The 16,766-nt window shown below is 69.6% G+C and carries 13 protein-coding genes, 3 tRNA genes and 1 pseudogene; 7 read left to right on the forward strand and 10 right to left on the reverse strand.

The genetic code is table 11. The annotated features are described in order from the left end of the window. Positions 1–93 precede the first annotated feature (93 nt). Positions 94–1,401, forward strand: coding sequence for an RNA polymerase sigma factor (locus ACFY1L_RS12505; protein WP_388822244.1), 1,308 nt, complete (start codon positions 94–96; stop codon positions 1,399–1,401). Positions 1,402–1,456: 55 nt separating this feature from the next. Here ACFY1L_RS12505 and ACFY1L_RS12510 read toward each other — a convergent pair whose 3' ends face one another. From ACFY1L_RS12510 to ACFY1L_RS12525, 4 genes are all read right to left on the reverse strand, one after another. Further along, positions 1,457–3,385 carry an ABC transporter ATP-binding protein gene (locus ACFY1L_RS12510; RefSeq protein ID WP_388822247.1) on the reverse strand — a complete coding sequence of 643 codons (1,929 nt, stop codon included), beginning with the start codon at positions 3,383–3,385 and terminating at the stop codon, positions 1,457–1,459. Then, positions 3,385–5,118 carry an ABC transporter ATP-binding protein gene (locus tag ACFY1L_RS12515; RefSeq protein WP_388822249.1) on the reverse strand — a complete coding sequence of 578 codons (1,734 nt, stop codon included), beginning with the start codon at positions 5,116–5,118 and terminating at the stop codon, positions 3,385–3,387. The genes ACFY1L_RS12510 and ACFY1L_RS12515 overlap by 1 nt, the downstream gene beginning before the upstream one ends. Before the next feature lie 184 nt (positions 5,119–5,302). Next, positions 5,303–6,745, reverse strand: coding sequence for an FGGY family carbohydrate kinase (locus tag ACFY1L_RS12520; RefSeq protein ID WP_388822252.1), 1,443 nt, complete (start codon positions 6,743–6,745; stop codon positions 5,303–5,305). 83 nt (positions 6,746–6,828) lie between these two features. Further along, entirely contained in the window at positions 6,829–7,134 is a 306-nt protein-coding gene (locus ACFY1L_RS12525; protein ID WP_388822255.1) for a YtxH domain-containing protein, read from the reverse strand. 158 nt (positions 7,135–7,292) lie between these two features. On the opposite strand from ACFY1L_RS12525, the gene ACFY1L_RS12530 reads away from it, so the two are divergent. The 3 genes from ACFY1L_RS12530 (at position 7,293) to ACFY1L_RS12540 (ending at position 7,696) form a co-directional block, all read left to right on the forward strand. Then, positions 7,293–7,365, forward strand: a tRNA-Asn gene (locus ACFY1L_RS12530). Between the two features lie 5 nt (positions 7,366–7,370). Then, positions 7,371–7,443: transfer RNA gene (locus tag ACFY1L_RS12535), tRNA-Asn, on the forward strand. Between the two features lie 179 nt (positions 7,444–7,622). Beyond that, positions 7,623–7,696, forward strand: a tRNA-Ile gene (locus ACFY1L_RS12540). A 423-nt stretch (positions 7,697–8,119) separates the two neighbouring features. On the opposite strand, the pseudogene ACFY1L_RS12545 reads toward ACFY1L_RS12540, so the two are convergent. From ACFY1L_RS12545 to ACFY1L_RS12570, 6 genes and pseudogenes are all read right to left on the reverse strand, one after another. After that, positions 8,120–8,334 (reverse strand): annotated as a pseudogene (locus tag ACFY1L_RS12545) (phosphotyrosine protein phosphatase); the annotation flags it as partial. Between the two features lie 270 nt (positions 8,335–8,604). Next, the gene (locus ACFY1L_RS12550; protein ID WP_388822258.1) at positions 8,605–9,621 is read right to left on the reverse strand and encodes a branched-chain amino acid ABC transporter permease; all 1,017 of its coding nucleotides are present in this window, start codon (positions 9,619–9,621) and stop codon (positions 8,605–8,607) included. Then, positions 9,618–10,490, reverse strand: coding sequence for a branched-chain amino acid ABC transporter permease (locus tag ACFY1L_RS12555; protein WP_388822261.1), 873 nt, complete (start codon positions 10,488–10,490; stop codon positions 9,618–9,620). The genes ACFY1L_RS12550 and ACFY1L_RS12555 overlap by 4 nt, the downstream gene beginning before the upstream one ends. Continuing rightward, complete coding sequence (locus ACFY1L_RS12560) at positions 10,487–11,215, reverse strand: ABC transporter ATP-binding protein (protein WP_055636459.1); 729 nt, start codon at positions 11,213–11,215, stop codon at positions 10,487–10,489. The genes ACFY1L_RS12555 and ACFY1L_RS12560 overlap by 4 nt, the downstream gene beginning before the upstream one ends. After that, entirely contained in the window at positions 11,212–11,940 is a 729-nt protein-coding gene (locus ACFY1L_RS12565; RefSeq protein ID WP_388822265.1) for an ABC transporter ATP-binding protein, read from the reverse strand. Before ACFY1L_RS12565 ends, ACFY1L_RS12560 begins: the two co-directional genes overlap by 4 nt. Beyond that, positions 11,937–13,259, reverse strand: a complete 1,323-nt coding sequence (locus tag ACFY1L_RS12570) for an ABC transporter substrate-binding protein (protein ID WP_388822268.1) — start codon at positions 13,257–13,259, stop codon at positions 11,937–11,939. Before ACFY1L_RS12570 ends, ACFY1L_RS12565 begins: the two co-directional genes overlap by 4 nt. Before the next feature lie 315 nt (positions 13,260–13,574). Here ACFY1L_RS12570 and ACFY1L_RS12575 point away from each other — a divergent pair, with 315 nt between their 5' ends. The 3 genes from ACFY1L_RS12575 to ACFY1L_RS12585 are packed head-to-tail and all read left to right on the forward strand — an operon-like array spanning position 13,575 to position 16,707. Next, entirely contained in the window at positions 13,575–14,942 is a 1,368-nt protein-coding gene (locus tag ACFY1L_RS12575) for an amidase family protein (RefSeq protein ID WP_388822271.1), read from the forward strand. Positions 14,943–14,962: 20 nt separating this feature from the next. Then, positions 14,963–15,973: a carbon-nitrogen hydrolase family protein gene (locus tag ACFY1L_RS12580; RefSeq protein ID WP_388822274.1), complete on the forward strand. Its 1,011-nt coding sequence runs from the start codon at positions 14,963–14,965 to the stop codon at positions 15,971–15,973. Further along, positions 15,970–16,707 (forward strand): IclR family transcriptional regulator, encoded by a 738-nt coding sequence (locus tag ACFY1L_RS12585; protein WP_388822277.1) that lies wholly within the window; start codon positions 15,970–15,972, stop codon positions 16,705–16,707. Before ACFY1L_RS12580 ends, ACFY1L_RS12585 begins: the two co-directional genes overlap by 4 nt. Positions 16,708–16,766 lie beyond the last annotated feature (59 nt).

The following is a 16,766-nucleotide window of genomic DNA, read 5'->3' on the forward strand; positions in this document are numbered from 1 at the left end:
TCCACGAGGGTAACCACCCGGTCACGGCCCGATTGCAAAAAGTCACCGCACGCCCCTCGTGGCGGCGATGTGTCGTACTCCACACTGGGTCCGGTGCCTGAGTCCTCGGAGCGCGGCCGATCCGTCCCACACGGGTCCCACACCCCCGCGGTTCCGCTCATCGCGTACGGGACGGACAGCGGCGTGGCCGCAGACTCCGCCCCCGAAGTACCGCTGCCGCACACCTCTGCAGCGATCATCCTGGAGGTCGCCCCCGTGCAGACCCAGACCCTCACACAGACCGACAACAGTACGGACACGGAGCCGGACGACGAGACCGACGTTCTCGTCGCGGTCCCCCCGCAGAGCCGTGTCGTGCACCACCCCGAAGCAGAACCGGAGGCGGGCCCTCCCGAGCCCGCCGAACCGCCCGCCGAGGCCCTGGAGGCCGCGGAGGCCCCCGAGCCGGTGGAGACCCGCGCCGCTGAGCGCGCCCGCGCCGACAGCAGCGGCCCGTCCTCGGACCTGTTCCGCCAGTACCTGCGCGAGATCGGCCGCATCCCCCTGCTCACCGCGGCCGAAGAGGTCGAACTCGCCCGCCGCGTCGAGGCCGGCCTGTTCGCCGAGGAGAGGCTCAGCACCGCGCCCGACCTGGACAGCCAGCTCGCCCTGGACCTGGACCGCCTGGTCGTCATGGGCCGCATGGCCAAGCGCCGCCTCATCGAGGCGAATCTGCGGCTCGTGGTGTCCGTCGCGAAGCGGTACGTCGGCCGCGGGCTGACCATGCTCGACCTGGTCCAGGAGGGCAACCTCGGACTCATCAGGGCCGTCGAGAAGTTCGACTACGCCCGCGGGTACAAGTTCTCGACGTACGCCACCTGGTGGATCCGCCAGGCCATGTCCCGGGCTCTCGCCGACCAGGCCCGGACCATCCGGGTCCCGGTCCACGTCGTCGAGTTGATCAACCGTGTCGTCCGCGTCCAGCGCCGCATGCTGCAGGAGCGGGGCTACGAGCCGACCCCGGAAGAGGTCGCCGCCCACCTCGACCTCGCGCCCGAGCGCGTCAGCGAGGTCCTGCGGCTGGCCCAGGAACCGGTGTCCCTGCACGCCCCGGTGGGCGAGGAGGACGACGTCGCCCTCGGCGACCTCATCGAGGACGGCGACGCGACGAGCCCCGTGGAGTCGGCGGCGTTCCTGCTGCTCCGGGAGCACCTCGAGGCAGTGCTCTCCACTCTCGGCGAACGCGAACGCAAGGTGGTCCAGCTCCGCTACGGCCTGGTCGACGGCCGCCCGCGCACCCTCGAGGAGATAGGCCGCATCTTCGGCGTGACCCGGGAACGGATAAGGCAGATCGAGTCGAAGACCCTCAACAAGCTGCGCGACCACGCCTTCGCGGACCAGCTGAGGGGTTACCTGGACTGAGAAGGGGCCGCTCACACGAAGGTGAGCGGCCCCCTGGCGTCAACTGCCCGTGCGGCTAGTCGACCTCGGCCACGGCTTGCGCGAACTGCGCCTTGTACAGCCGCGCATACGCCCCCTCGGCCGCCAACAGGTCTGTGTGCGCGCCCTGTTCGACGATCGAGCCGTTCTCCATGACGAGGATCGTGTCCGCGTCCCGGATGGTCGACAGCCGGTGCGCGATCACGAACGACGTGCGCCCGTGCGCGAGTTTGGCCATCGCCTTCTGGATCAGCACCTCGGTCCGGGTGTCGACGGACGAGGTCGCCTCGTCGAGCACCAGGATCGTCGGGTCGGACAGGAACGCCCGCGCGATGGTGATGAGCTGCTTCTCACCGGCGCTCACACCCGTGCCCTCGTCGTCGATCACGGTGTCGTAGCCGTCGGGCAGGGTCCGGACGAACCGGTCGGCGTGTGCGGCCCGCGCCGCCTCCTCGATCTCGCCCCGGGTGACGTCCCGCGAGGCGCCGTACGCGATGTTCTCCGCGATCGTGCCGCCGAACAGCCAGGTGTCCTGCAGCACCATGCCGATCCCGGCCCGGAGTTCGTCCCGGGACATGGTCGCGATGTCGACGCCGTCGAGGGTGATCCGCCCGCCGGAGACCTCGTAGAACCGCATGAGGAGATTGACCAGGGTGGTCTTTCCCGCTCCGGTCGGGCCGACGATCGCGACCGTGTGGCCCGGTTCGGCCTTCAGGGACAGGTTCTCGATCAGCGGCTTCTCGGGGTCGTAGCGGAAGGAGATGTTCTGCAGCTCCACCAGCCCGCGCAGCTCCTCGGGCTTGACGCCCGGCATCGGATCCGCCTCCTGCTCCTCCGCGTCCAGGAGTTCGAAGATCCGCTCGGCCGAGGCGACACCCGACTGCACCAGGTTCGCCATCGACGCGACCTGCGTCAGCGGCATGGAGAACTGCCGCGAGTACTGGATGAAGGCCTGCACATCACCGATCGACAGCGCACCGGACGCGACCCGCAGCCCGCCGACGACCGCCACCAGCACGTAGTTGATGTTCGACACGAACATCATCAGCGGCTGCATGACCCCGCTGTTGAACTGCGCCTTGAACCCGGCCTCGTACAGCGCGTCGTTCTGCTCCGCGAACTGCTTCGCCGACTCCTCCTGCCGCCCGAACACCTTCACCAGGGTGTGCCCGGTGTACATCTCCTCGATGTGGGCGTTGAGCTTGCCGGTGGTGCGCCACTGCTGCACGAAGTGCGGCTGCGACCGCTTGCCGACCCGCGTCGCCACGACGAACGACAGCGGCACGGTCACCAGCGCCACGAGCGCGAGCAGCCACGACACCCAGAACATCACCGCCAGCACACCGATGATCGTCAGCACCGAGTTGATGAGCTGGCCCATCGACTGCTGCAGCGTCTGGCCGATGTTGTCGATGTCGTTCGTGGCCCGGGACAGCACCTCACCGCGCTGCCGCTTGTCGAAGTACGACAGCGGCAGCCGCGACAGCTTCGCCTGCACGTCCTCGCGCAGCCGGTACATGGTCCGGTTGACGGCCCGGTTCACCATCCGGGTCGCCACCGCCATCAGCAGACCGGCGACGAAGAAGGTGCACAGCGCGAGCAGCAGTACGTTCCCCACCGCGCCGAAGTCGATGCCCTTGCCCGGCGTGAAGTCGGTGCTGCGCAGCATGTCGGCGACCTGACCCTGCCCCCGCTCCCGCATGGAGGCGAGGACCTGCTCCTTCGTCGCCCCGGACGGCATCTGCCGCCCGACGATCCCGGCGAAGACCAGGTCGGTCGCCTTGCCGAGGATCTTCGGCCCGATCACGTTCAGGCCGACGCTCACGACGACGCAGAACAGCAGCACGCAGATGGTCAGACGTTCCGGCTTGAACTGGGCGACCAGGCGCCTGCCCGACACCTTGAAGTCCATCGAGCGCTGGTCGGGGCCGCCCCCGGCCATCATTCGACCCATGGGCCCGGCCATCAGGCAGCCTCCGCTTCCGTCAGCTGGGAGAGCACGATCTCCCGGTAGGTCTCGTTGTCCGCCATCAACTCGTGGTGCCGGCCGGTCCCGACGACCCGTCCTTCGTCGAGTACGACGATCCGGTCCGCGTCCCGGATGGTCGCCACCCGCTGGGCGACGATCACCACGGTCGCCTCCGCGGTCTCCTCGGCCAGCGCCGCCCGCAGGGCCGCGTCGGTCGCGTAGTCGAGGGCGGAGAAGGAGTCGTCGAAGAGGTAGATCTCCGGGCTCTGCACCAGCGTCCGCGCGATCGCGAGCCGCTGCCGCTGACCGCCGGAGACGTTCGTGCCGCCCTGCGCGATGGGGGAGTCGAGGCCGTTCTCCAGCCCCTCCACGAAGTCCTTGGCCTGCGCCACCTCCAGCGCATGCCACAGCTCCTCGTCGGTGGCGTCCGGATTGCCGTACCGCAGGTTGGTGGCGACCGTCCCCGCGAACAGGTACGGCTTCTGCGGCACCAGACCCACCGTCTTCGCCAGCAGCTTCGGCTCCAGTGTCGACACGTCCGTCCCGTCGACGAGCACCTCGCCGTCGGTCGCGTCGAACAGCCGCGGGACCAGCCCGAGCAGCGTGGACTTGCCGCTGCCGGTCGAGCCGATGACGGCGGTCACCTCACCGGGCCGCGCCACCAGGTCGATGCCCTTGAGCACCGGCTCCTCGGCGCCCGGATAGCGGAACCCGGCACCGCGGATCTCCAGATGCCCGTGCCGGCGCAGCTCCGTGACCGGAGCCACCGGCGGAACGACGCTCGACGAGGTCCCGAGCACCTCCTCGATACGCTCGGCGCACACCTCCGCGCGCGGCACCATCATGAACATGAAGGTGGCCATCATCACGGACATCACGATCTGCATGAGGTAGGCGAGGAAGGCGGTCAGGTCACCGATCTGCATCCCGCCGCTGTCGATCCGGTGGGCGCCGAACCACACCACCGCGATCGACGACAGGTTCACCACCGTCATGACGATCGGGAACATCAGCGCGAGCATGTTGCCGGTGGCCAGCTGCATCTCGGTGAGATCGGTGTTGGCCTTCCGGAACCGGTCCTTCTCGTACTCGTCCCGCACGAAGGCCCTGATCACACGGTTGCCGGTGATCTGCTCGCGCAGCACCCGGTTCACGGTGTCCAGACGCACCTGCATCTTCCGGAACAGCGGCCGCAGCCGCCGTACGATCAAGGTCACACAGATGCCCAGCGTGGGCACCACGGCGACCAGCACCCCGGACAGCGGCACGTCCAGCCCGAGCGCCAGGACGATGCCGCCGACGCACATGATCGGCGCCGACACCATCAGCGTGAACGTCATCAGGGCCAGCATCTGGACCTGCTGCACGTCATTGGTGGTACGGGTGATCAGCGAGGGCGCCCCGAAGTGCCCGACCTCCCGCGCCGAGAAGGACTGCACCCGGTCGAACACGGCGGCCCGGACGTCCCGGCCGACCGCCGACGCGGTTCGGGCGCCGTAGTAGACGGCACCCATGTTGCACACGACCTGCGCCAGCGAGATGCCGATCATCAGGGCACCGAAGGAGAGGATGTAGCCGGTGTCGCCCTTCACCACACCCTTGTCGATGATGTGCGCGTTCAGCGTGGGCAGGTAGAGAGTGGCGCAGGTCTGCAGGAACTGCAGCAGCACCAGTACGGCGATGGGTTTCTTGTAGGGCCTGAGATAGGTCCGCAGAAGTCGTATGAGCACGCTACGTCTCTCGGAGTCGGCGGTGGGGCGGGCTTGATGCCCCAGGCTCCTATCGTCGAACACTCCACCCGCGTTACCTCAACCGATTAAGCCGACAGCAGTGCTTCGTACGGCCTTCCGGGTGCCGCTCCTACCGGATCCTTACGTTCCGCTGTGCCCCGGAACGCCCGGAACACCCGGCTCGCTATGCCCGGAATGCCCCGGGGTGCGTCTGCTCCCGCACCGACACGAACTGCTGCCGCACCGCCTGGCCCACGGCCAGTTCGTCGCCGGGTTCCAGGACCTGCGCGGTCGCGCCCTGCCAGGCCGGCGGGGTGCGCGGGTCGACGGTGCCCTGCGACGCGCCGAGCGCCCAGGCCGCCTGCCGGGCGGCACCGATCGCCGCGTAGTCCGCGGGCTGCGGCACGACGACCTGCGCGCCGAACAGCATCGGCGCCGCGGCCTGCACCGCGGACAGCTCGGCGGCCGCACCCAGCAGGAAGACCCGCCGCACCTCGACACCCCGGCCGCGCAGCACGTCGAGCGCGTCCGCGAGCCCGCACAGCATCCCCTCGAACGCGGCCCGCGCCAGATGCTCGCCCTTCATCGACTCCCGCCGCAGGCCCGCAAGAGTCCCCGCGGTGTGCGGCAGATTCGGCGTCCGCTCACCCTCCAAGTAGGGCAGCAGCACGAGCCCGTGGGACCCCGGCGTCGACTTCATCGCCAGCTCGGACAGGCTCTCCAGGTCCGGCAGCCCGAGCAGCTCGGCGGTCCCGCGCAGGGTCCGTACGGCATTCAGCGTGGTGACGACGGGCAGATGCATGCCGGTCGCGTCGGCGAGGGACGTGATCATCCCGGTGCTGTCGACGAGCGCCTCGGGATGTACGGCCATGACGGACCCGGAGGCGCCGAGCGACACGACGGCATCCCCGAGCCCGATGCCGAGACCGAAGGCCGCGGCCATGGTCTCGCCGGTCCCGGCGGAGATCAACAGCCCCTCGGGGGTCGTACCGGCGGCCTCCGCCGGCCCGATCACGTCCGGCAGCATCGCCTGGTGGCCGAGCGCCAACTCGACCAGATCGGAACGGTAGTTGCCGGTGGCCGCCGACCAGTAGCCGGTGCCGGAGGCGCCGCCGCGGTCGGTGGTCCTGCGCACCGGCCGCCCGAGCAGCTGCCACACCAGCCAGTCGTGCGCCTGCATGAGGATCGCGGTGCGCAGGGCGGCGTCGGGTTCGTTCTTCGCGAGCCACCGCAGCTTGGACACCGGCTGCGCGGCCTGCGGCACACACCCCACGGCCTGCGCCCAGGCCTCCCGGCCGCCGAGCGCGTCGATCAGATCGGCCGCCGCGACCTGCGTCCGCTTGTCGCCGCCGACCATCGCGGGCCGCACGGTGCCGCCCTGCGCGTCCAACGGCACCACGGCGTTCTGCTGCGAGGACACGCCGATGGCCTGAACCCCTTCGAGGAGCCCGCCGCCGGCCGCCTCACCGAGGGACAGCAGCCAGGCCTGCGGGTCGACGTCGGAGGGGCGATCGCCGTCCACCGGATGCGGGGCATACCCCTGCCTGAGCACCGTGCCCGTGTCCGTGTCACAGACCACGATGCGAGTGAAATCGGGCGCACTGTCCAACCCGGCGACTATCCCCATGGCGGAAATTCTATGGGCGGCGCGCCGTAGAGGTGTGTGCGGTTCCGTGGGCGCGGGTCGGTCGTGGCTGGTCGCACAGTTGCCTAAGTGTTGCTGGTACCCCAGTCGTCCTCGCCCGTGCCGTTGGTGTTGCGGTCCCTCAGGGAGCGCACCCGCTGGGCCACGGACTCCGGCACGCGGTCGCCGACCTTGTCGCTCACCGCGTGGTACGCCTTGCCGGCGAACTGGCGGCCCTGCTGGGCGGCCGACTCGGCGGTGTTGCGGACGGCCGGGTTCTGAGCGACCTGGCGTGCGGACTTCTTCAGCTGCTCGTAACGCTCGCGCCCGGCACGCGTGCCCAGCACGTAACCCAGAGCCAGCCCGACGACGAACGTGAGCTTGTAGCGCATGGCGGCCACCCTTCCCTTGCAGCGGTCTCTGGTGCGGCGTCGGTGCCGGGGGGAACCGATTGGCGGAGCACCCCCCTGCTTGCGCTAATGTATGTGTCGCAGCGAGCGCCCGCCCCCTGGCGAATACCCAGGTAGGTACGTTCGATGCAACGAGGCATTCCTCCGTAGCTCAATTGGCAGAGCAGCCGGCTGTTAACCGGCAGGTTACTGGTTCGAGTCCAGTCGGGGGAGCTCGGTCCTCCGTAGCTCAATTGGCAGAGCAGCCGGCTGTTAACCGGCAGGTTACTGGTTCGAGTCCAGTCGGGGGAGCATGCTGAACGAGGACCCCCGAAGGGGTCCTTTTTCATGTCCCCACCTGTGCCCGGGAACCGTGCAGGTCAGGGCGGAGTCCTCAAGGGCAGGCGAAGTCGACCATACGAAGCAGGAGATCGTATGAGCGGCTATGCTGCGGCAGACGGCGCGCACAAATGTGCGCGACACGCCGCTATGGGGCGGTAGCTCAGCCGGTTAGAGCAGCGGACTCATAATCCGTCGGCCGTGGGTTCGAGTCCCACCCGCCCCACTGTGCAGGCTTCTGACCTGCGGAAACGTTCATTTTTGAGTGTCGGATCGTCAACTTTGCCTGAACGGACGGAATCCGCTGCTCGTGAGTTCGGATCCGTTGCGGTCGGTGTTGGTTCACACCGCTCTGACCTGCGCAGATGGCGTGGTCCAGCGATGGGGCAGGTTTCCGCGGGTGGCGTGTGCGAGACCTTGGGTGCCGGATTCGGGACACTGACAGGACACGAGGAATCAGAAGTGCTGCCGGGGGCCTTCGGGTAGGCGGCTCTGCCGGGCCGCCGGGTGGGTACGGGGACCGCCCGAAGGGGGTGTGGTCCGAGCCGGGACGCGCAACGGTCCGTACTGGAAACGGCCCGGAGAGGACCGGCAGGCGTGGCGGGAGCGGCTTCTTTACCGTCGCTCTGGTGGCTGCCGGTCATGCGGGTCACGACTTCTTGGCGTCGATCTCAACGATGAGACCCTCGATGAGGGTCTTGATCTCGTCGCGGATGGGGCGGACGGCTTCGACGCCCGGGCCGGCGGGGTCTTCGAGCTGCCAGTCGAGGTAGGTCTGCCGGGGAAGTACGGGCAGGCGTCGCCGCATCCCATGGTGATGATGTAGTCCGATGCCTGGGCAGCCTCGGAGGTGTGGACCTTGGGGGTGATTGCCCAGTGTTTGGCATGGCGTGCAGGACGTCTCTGTGGCGGCAGGTAAGGCAGAGGAGGGCTGCGTTGTGGCGTTTGCTCTCCGCCCCGCCACGCAGGACCTCTCCTTCCTCCGGATCCACCATCCGTAATCCCGTTACGCGGTGAGATGGCATGACGGTGTGGGACAACCACATCGTGATCGGTTACCGGATCGCTTGAGGTGATGGCGCGCACATCAGGGAGAGGAGCCATCGGCCGGGCCGCCTCTTCCTGATGTCGGGTCTACAACCGGACCGTATGGCGCACCGGGAAAACGGCGAATCCCGTGCGGTGCGCCAGCGTCCCCCACAGCCCCCGCGGCAGGTACAGCGAGACCACGATGGCCGCCGCGCCCACCACGATCAGGTACCAGACACCGCTCTGCGCGAAGTACTTGTCGAGGAGGAAATACGTGATCGCGCCGACGACCGGACCCTCGATCGTGCCGATGCCGCCGATGATCACCATGAAGACCATCAGGGCCGAGTACTGCACCCCGAAAATCTGCGTCGGCGACGCCACCCCCAGGCTGTTGACGCAGATCACCGCACCGGCGGCGGCACATCCGGCGGCCGCGGTGATGTAGATGATCCGCTTGCCTCGCGTGACGTTCACGCCGAGGGAACCGGCGGCGGTGTCGTCGTCGCGGATGGCCTGGAGGCTCAGGCCGAGCCGGCTGCGCAGGACGGCGTAGGTGCCGAGCACGGCCGCTGCCATGACGACGAGCGCGAGCCAGTAGGTGAAGGCGCGCCGCAGCACCGGATCGGCGGTGACGTCCGAAAGGGTGCGTCCGCTCGCCGCTCCCAGGGAGTCGAAGCGGACCACGATCAGGCGGACGACCTCGGCGATCACCCAGGTGCCGACGGCGAAGTAGCCGCCGCGCAGCCGGAAGGCGAGGTACGACACCGGCCAGGCGAGCAACGCCACCACGGCGGAGACGACGAGCGTGCCCGCGTAGACGTTCACGCCGTGGTCGTTGACGACGAACAGCAGGTAGGCGCCCAGGCCGATGAACGCCTGCTGGCCCATCGACATCATGCCCGCGTACCCCGCGAGCAGGTTCCACATGGAGGCCAGGGCCACCAGGTAGCAGAGCTTGACGAGTTGGGCCGTGACGCCGGATTCGACGAGGTAGGGAAGGGCGGCCATCGCCAGCAGGACGACGGCCGTGCCCGTGAGGCCGAGGACCGTGGAGCGGCCACCCCGGTGAACGGGCGGCAGTGCGGTCACCTCGGCGGCGGGGACTGTCTGGACGGTCATGCGAGGACACTCCTGCCGAACAGGCCCTGCGGACGGAACACCAGGACCAGGAGGAAGACCACGTGCCCTGCGAGCAGGGGGAGGTCCGGGGAGATCTGGGCGCCGACGGACTGGGCCACACCAAGCACCACACCGCCGGCGAGCGTGCCCCACAGCGAGCCGAGACCGCCGATGATGACCGTCTCGAAGGCGAACAGGACGGTGAGCTGACCCTCGAAGGGGGTGACTCCGCCCTGCCGCATCGTGTACATGACACCGGCCAGGGCCACCGTCGCGAAGGCGATGACCGAGGTCAGGGCGTACACGCGGCGGTTGTCGACGCCCATGAGGCGGACCACCGCGCGGTCGTCGGACGTGGCCCGGACGATCCGGCCGGGCTGGGTGCGGTAGAGGAAGAGGTGGAGGGAGGAGAGGACCGCTACCGCCGCCGCGACCGTGATCAGCGGGAACCATCCGATGGCCAGGCCACCGCCGAGGTCGATGCTCGCGGTGCCGAGCGAGCCGATGGGCAGGGGCTGCGCGTCGCTGCTGAACACCTGGACCAGGACGTTCGGGATGATGACCGAGATGCCGAAGGTGACCAGCATCGGGGCGAGTTCGCCGATGCCCATCGCGCGGTCCAGCATGGAGCGTTGGACGAGGTAGCCGAGCGCGCCGACCGCGACCATCGACACGACGATGGTGACGGGGACCGGGACGCCGTAGTGCGCCGCGGTCACCGAGGCCACATAGCCGCCGAGGATCATCAGATCCCCGTGGGCGAGGTTGGCGATCCGCATCACGCCGAAGACGAGGGACAGGCCCGCGGCGGCCATGGCGAAGATGCCGCCGAGCAGGACGCCCTGCAGGATTGCGTTGAGCCAGGTCATGGGGTCTTCACCTCCGGGAAGGCACCGGTGCCGAAGTACGCGGCGGTCACCTGGTCGCGGGTGAGTCCGGCCGCCGTGCCGGTCAGCACGATCCGGCCCTCCAGGACACACGCGATGCGGTCCGCCACGGCGAACGTGCGGTTGAGGTCCTGTTCGACCAGGATCACGGTCGCGCCCTCGGCACGGATACCGGGCAGCGCCGTGTAGAGCTGGTCCACGACGAGCGGGGCCAGGCCCAGGGAGACCTCGTCGAGGAGCAGCAGACGCGGATTGCCCATCAGCGCGCGGCCGATGGCGACGGCCTGCTGCTCACCGCCGGAGAGCCGGGCCGCCTTGCGGGTACGGCGGTCGGCGACGAGCGGCATCGCCTCGTACACCTTGGCCAGGTTCCAGGGGCCCTTGCGCCCGGTGGCGGCGCCCACCTGGAGGTTCTCCTCGACGGTGAGCGACGGGAAGAGCCGGCGGCCCTCCGGGACCAGGCAGACTCCCTTGCGGGCCCGGCGGATGTCCGGCTCGGCGGTGACGTCCTCGCCGGCCAGGCCGATCGTGCCGCGGAAGGGCTTGAGGGCTCCCGCGATGGTTTTCAACAGGGTGGATTTTCCCGCTCCGTTGGCGCCGACGAGGGCGAGCAGCTCACCCTCGGCCACGTCGAGGTCGATGCCGAACAGGGCCTGGAAGTCGCCGTATCCGGCATCGACGGAGTCGACTCGCAGAAGCGTGCTCATGCTGCCGTACCTCCCAGGTAGACCTCCGCGACCTCGTCGCTGGCCAGTACCTCGTGCGGGTCGCCGTCGACGCGGATCCGGCCGTAGGCGAGGCAGACCAGCCGGTCGACGACCTGGACCAGGGCCCTGACGACATGCTCGATCCACAGGATCGTCATGCCGGACTCCTTCAAGGACAGCACGGTGGCGACGAGTTCCTCCGCCTCGGCCTCGGTGAGGCCGCCCGCGATCTCGTCGAGGAGAAGCAGTTCGGGTCCGGTGGCGAGCGCCCGCGCCAGCTCCAGCCGTTTGCGGCCGAGGAGCGGCAGGGAACCGGCGGGCTTGTTGGCGAGGCGGAGCAGCCCGGCGGTCTCCAGCGCGCGCAGGGCCTGCTCGCGGGCGGGGCCGCCACGCAGCCGGGCTCCCCGCTCTGCGCCGACCAGGGCGTTCTCGAACACGGTCAGGTCGCCGAAGGGGCGCGGTATCTGGAAGGAGCGGCCGACGCCGAGCCGACATCGTTCGGCCGCGGAGGTGCGGGTGACATCGCGGCCCGCGAGCCGCACGGAACCGGCGGTCGCGCGCTCGACGCCCGAGATCGCACTGAGCAGGGTGGACTTGCCCGCGCCGTTCGGGCCGACGATGCCGACGGCCTGCCCGCGGGGGACGGCCAGCTCGACGTCCTCCAGGACCCGCAACTCGCCGAAGTGCACGGCGAGATGGTCCACTTCGAGGAGTGGAGCGGTCACAGTTCTACCGCCTTGGCGTCGGGCTTGACCATCGGCAGCAAGCTGTTGCTGACGACCTTCAGTTCGTACGCGTCACCGCTCCCCTTGATCCACTGGGTGCCGACCATGGGGATGGTGGCGACGTTCTTGACCGGGTTGGCCGGACCGCCGCCGGTCCAGGAGAGGTGGCCGAGGACGGTGTCGAGGCTGGTCTTCGCGATCTGGGCGGCGACGGCCTCGCGGTCCTTGGGGTTCGCGTTGCGCAGGACGTGGTTGGCCACCTCGAACAGCGCGTGGTTGGGGCCGAGCCCCTGGTTCCACGTTCGGCCCTTCGCCAGCGGGGACTTCTCGTAGTCGTCGGCGAGTGCGGTGGCGGTCTGACCGGTGATCGTGGAGGTGAACGGGAACTGCGGCACCCACCAGCTCGCCGTGCACAGCCCGTTGCCGAGGTTGTTCGGCAGGGAGGCCACCGACGACTCGAAGAGGATGGCCTTGGAGATGGTGGCGACCGTGGGCGTGAAGTTCTGCTGTGCGGCCTGCGTCCAGAACGTCGAGAAGTCGGGCGGCGAGGGCACGCCGGCGAGGATCTCGACGCCCTCCTTCTTGAACTTCGCGATGATCGACGAGAAGTCCTTGGTGCCGGGCTCGTAGGAACCCGGGTCGACGAACGTGAAGCCCTTGGTCGGGGGCTGCGCGCGGTAACCGGTGGTCTTGTCCCGGAAGGCGTTGCCGTCGGAGTCGTTCGGCCACAGCACGCCGACCTTCTTGTTGGTGTCGTGCTGCCGCCACATATCGCTCTCGACCCTGGCCAGGTGCTCGATGCCGTCGAAGAAGTGGAACGTGTACTTGAAGGTCTTCTTCGGCGTGCCGCCGCGCCCGAAGAACCAGGCCTGCCAGGGCTCGATGGTCGAGACGCAGGGCACGCCCTCGCTCTCGCACTTGGCCGCCACCGGGTGGATCGTGTCCGGCGTCGCGGTGACGAGGACGAGGTCGACCTGCTGCTGGGAGATCAGCTCGTCCGCGATGGTGGCCGCCTGCTGCGGGTCCGAGCCCGTGTCGCGGTCCAGGATCTTCACGTCGTACTTCTTGCCGTCGTGCGTGATCCCCTTGGCGAAGAAGGCACGCACCTGCTTGAGGATGTAGGCGTCGGACTCGGCGAAGGCCGCGTAGGCGCCGGTGCGCGGGCTGACGTAGCCGATCTTGATGGTGTCGCCGGTCGAACTGCCCGAGCCCTTGAGGCCGGAGGAACAGGCGGACAGGATCGGGGAGGCTGCCACGGCAGTGGCTCCGAGGCCTCTGAGGACGTTACGGCGGGACGGCTGGATCGCGGGGTGTTCCATGGCGGGCTCCGGAGGGCCTTGAGCCGCAGGTCGCGGGCTGCGGCGGGTGGAGGAAGTGGCCGCGAACGTAGGCCCGCCGTCCGTGCCTGGACAGGGCACGGATTCGATATGCGAGACGGCTGGGCCGTCGGTGACCCTAATGAAACATCAGCTGTACGCAGAGGGACGTAGAGGAGATACGGCATGTCCATAACGGGAGGTGTGGGACTTACGTGGTCGCGTGCCGGGCCGCGGGCCATGCCGCAACGCATCCGGAGTCTCGCATTGCGAAACAGTCCTGTTCGCCGGTAGCGGCGAGGCCCTTAGTGTCCGCCCATGCAGACCGCCCTCTCCAGGCTCGCCGCAGGGACGCTCAGCAGCGTCTCGCTCACCGAAGAACTCCTATCGCGTGCGGAGCGGGCGGGCGACCTGGGAGCCTTCGTCACCCTCGATGCCGACCGCGCTCTCGCCGAGGCCGCGGCCGCGGACCGCCGCCCCGGTCGGGGCCCGCTGCACGGGCTGCCGATCGCCGTCAAGGACAACATCCACGTCGCCGGACTCCCCAACACCGCGGGCTGCGAGGCGCTCGCCGGATTCGTCCCGGACCGGGACGCGCAGGCGATCACCCGGCTGCGTGCGGCCGGCGCGATCGTGCTCGGCAAGACCAACATGCACGAGCTGGCCCTGGGAGCCACCACTGCGGGCGGCCCGTACGGCCCCGCTCGCAATCCCGCCGACCCCGCCCGTTTCGCGGGCGGAAGCAGCGGCGGCACCGCCACGGCCGTCGCCGCCGGTCTGGCCCCGGCCGGGCTGGGCACCGACACCGGCGGCTCGGTCCGCGTCCCGGCCGCGCTCACCGGCATCGCCGGTCTTCGCCCGACGACGGGCCGTTACCCCGCGGGGGGAGTGACGCCGCTGTCGTGGACGCGCGACACCATCGGCCCCATGGCCCCGACTGTCACGGACCTGGTCCTGCTGGACACCGTCCTCGCCGCCGACCGCGTCCCGGTCGAGGCGCCCGACCCGCGCGATGTCGTGCTCGCCGTCCCCGAACACCACTTCACCGCGCCGCTGCACCCGCGTACCGCCGAGGTGTGGGAGCACTCCCTGGACGTCCTGAGGACGGCCGGGGTCCGGCTCGTGCCGGTACGGCTGCCGGAGGTCGAGACGGCCGAGGAACGGGCCGGATTCCCGATCACCCTCTACGAGGCGGCCCGGCAGCTCCCCGGGTACCTGAGCGTGGCGACGGGCGGCGCGGAACCGGCGGAACTCCTGGCCCGGATCACCCACCCCGGCGTACGCACGACGATGGAACGGGTCGTGTTCCCGCAGGCGGTCACCGAGTCGGCGTACAAGGCAGCCCTCGAGGTCCGCGACCGTGTCCTCGTGGACGGCTACCGGCGGATCTTCCGCGACACCGGAGCACATGCCGTGCTCTTCCCCACCACACCCCTGCCCTCCGGAAGCATCGACACCGACACCGAGCAGGTACGGCTGGACGGTGACCTGCGCCCGGCCTTCCCCACCTACATCCGCAACACGGGACCCGGCAGCGTCGCCGCTCTTCCCGGCCTCACCGTGCCCGTCCGGTCGGCGGGCCCGGGACTCCCGGTGGGTGTGGCGCTCGACGCGCCCTGGAACACCGACCGACGGCTCCTGGGCCTCGGCCTGCTGGTCGAAGAGCTCCTGGAAGCGGGAGCATGAAGAGAAGGAGACGATCGGACATGACAGAGACCACTCGCCGCTTCAAGGCCGCGGCCGTCCAGGCCGAGCCCGCCTGGCTCGACGCGGAGGCCGGGGTCGCCAAGACCGTCGACCTGATCGCGGAAGCGGCCCGGGGCGGGGCCTCGCTCATCGCCTTCCCCGAAGTGTGGATCCCCGGCTACCCGCACTTCCTGTGGCTGGGCGCGGTCGCCGACCAGGTCCCCTTCGTCGGCCGCTACCACGCCGCCTCGCTCGCCCCCGACAGCGACGGGATGACCACGATCCGCCGCGCAGCCCGACAGCACGGCATCACCGTCGCGCTCGGATACAGCGAGAAGGACCACGGCAGCCTCTACATCACCCAGACCGTGATCGCCGCCGACGGCAGCGTGCTCCTGCACCGCCGCAAGCTCAAGCCGACCCATGTCGAGCGCAGCCTGTTCGGCGAGGGCGACGGCAGCGACCTCAAGGTCGTCGACAGCGCGCTCGGCCGGCTCGGCGCCCTGAACTGCGCCGAGCACGTCCAGCCGCTCAGCAAGTACGCCCTGTATGCGCAGAACGAGCAGGTGCACATCGCCAGTTGGCCGTGTTTCGGTCTCTACCGCGACCTCGCCTTCCAGCTCAGCGCCGAGGCCAACATCGCCGCGACCCAGGTGTACGCCATCGAGGGCAGCGCCTTCGTCCTGATGGCCACCCAGGTCATCTCCCCGGCCGGCATCGACGTGTCCGCGTCCACCCCCGAGCAGCGCCGTCTGCTCACGGCCGGCGGCGGCTGCTCCCGGATCTTCGGCCCCGACGGGCGTACCCTCACCAAGGACCTCGACGAGGGTGAGGAGGCGCTGGTGTACGCCGACATCGACCTCGACGAGATCGACCTCGCGAAGAACGCCTACGACCCGGCCGGGCACTACGCACGCGCCGACGCCACCTACCTCGTTCACCGTCGCGAACCGCGCCGGCCCGTGGTCCGGGAGGGAAGCCCCGCCGAGACCGTGTTCCCGGCGCTGGACGACGAGATCCCCGAGCCATGACCCGGCCTGCCGAAGACTCCCCGCCCCCGGGCCGGCCCCCCGTCCAGACCCTGGACCGGGGGCTCAGGCTCCTGGAAGTGATCGCGCTGTCGGACGTACCGCTGACGCTGGCCGAACTGAGCCAGCAGATGGGGCTGCACCGCTCGATCGTCTACCGGCTGCTGCGCACCCTCCAGGACCACCACCTGGTCGCGCACACCACCCACGGGTACGTCATCGGCACCCGCGCCCAGTCACTGGGCCGGCGCACCCTGCCCATGCTCCAGCGCATCGCCAAACCGGAGATCGCCAAGCTGGCCGCGCGCGTGGGCCTGACCTCCTTCTTCGTCGTCCGGGACGGCGAAGAAGCGGTCACACTGGTCTCCGTCGAGGTCGAGAGCACCCGCTCGCGCACCGTCTACAGCCCCGGCGACCGGCATCCGCTGACCCTGGGCTCCCCGGGCATCGCCATGCTGTCCGCCGAGCCGCAACTGCTCGGTGAGCGACCGGAGATCAGCCGGGCCCGCGCCTGCGGCTACGCCACCACACGCAACGAGGTCGTGCGCGGCCTCGGGACGATCTCGGCGCCGGTCGTGTCGGCGCCCGGCCAAGCCGTCGCCGCCGTGTCGATCGCCTTCACCGTCGAACACCCCGGCCCGCCACAGATCGAGGCAGTCCTCGACACCGCCCGCCTCATCACCGGCCGGCTGCGCGGAGAGCTGTCCACCGGAGCGGTCCTGCCCGGGGTCGAGTGACTCGTCCGCCGACTCGGCGACCGACTCACGTACGGCACGTTTCGCATAGCGAACGTGCC

The organism is Streptomyces sp. NPDC001663 (genome assembly GCF_042893105.1).
Classification (GTDB): domain Bacteria; phylum Actinomycetota; class Actinomycetes; order Streptomycetales; family Streptomycetaceae; genus Streptomyces.

Coding starts and splice junctions, on each gene's coding strand:
- ACFY1L_RS12510 (WP_388822247.1), bottom strand. CDS start 3,385: ATGGCCGGGCCCATGGGTCGAATGATGGCCGGGGGCGGCCCCGACCAG.
- ACFY1L_RS12520 (WP_388822252.1), bottom strand. CDS start 6,745: ATGGGGATAGTCGCCGGGTTGGACAGTGCGCCCGATTTCACTCGCATC.
- ACFY1L_RS12525 (WP_388822255.1), bottom strand. CDS start 7,134: ATGCGCTACAAGCTCACGTTCGTCGTCGGGCTGGCTCTGGGTTACGTG.
- ACFY1L_RS12550 (WP_388822258.1), bottom strand. CDS start 9,621: ATGACCGTCCAGACAGTCCCCGCCGCCGAGGTGACCGCACTGCCGCCC.
- ACFY1L_RS12555 (WP_388822261.1), bottom strand. CDS start 10,490: ATGACCTGGCTCAACGCAATCCTGCAGGGCGTCCTGCTCGGCGGCATC.
- ACFY1L_RS12560 (WP_055636459.1), bottom strand. CDS start 11,215: ATGAGCACGCTTCTGCGAGTCGACTCCGTCGATGCCGGATACGGCGAC.
- ACFY1L_RS12570 (WP_388822268.1), bottom strand. CDS start 13,259: ATGGAACACCCCGCGATCCAGCCGTCCCGCCGTAACGTCCTCAGAGGC.
- ACFY1L_RS12575 (WP_388822271.1), top strand. CDS start 13,575: ATGCAGACCGCCCTCTCCAGGCTCGCCGCAGGGACGCTCAGCAGCGTC.
- ACFY1L_RS12580 (WP_388822274.1), top strand. CDS start 14,963: ATGACAGAGACCACTCGCCGCTTCAAGGCCGCGGCCGTCCAGGCCGAG.
- ACFY1L_RS12585 (WP_388822277.1), top strand. CDS start 15,970: ATGACCCGGCCTGCCGAAGACTCCCCGCCCCCGGGCCGGCCCCCCGTC.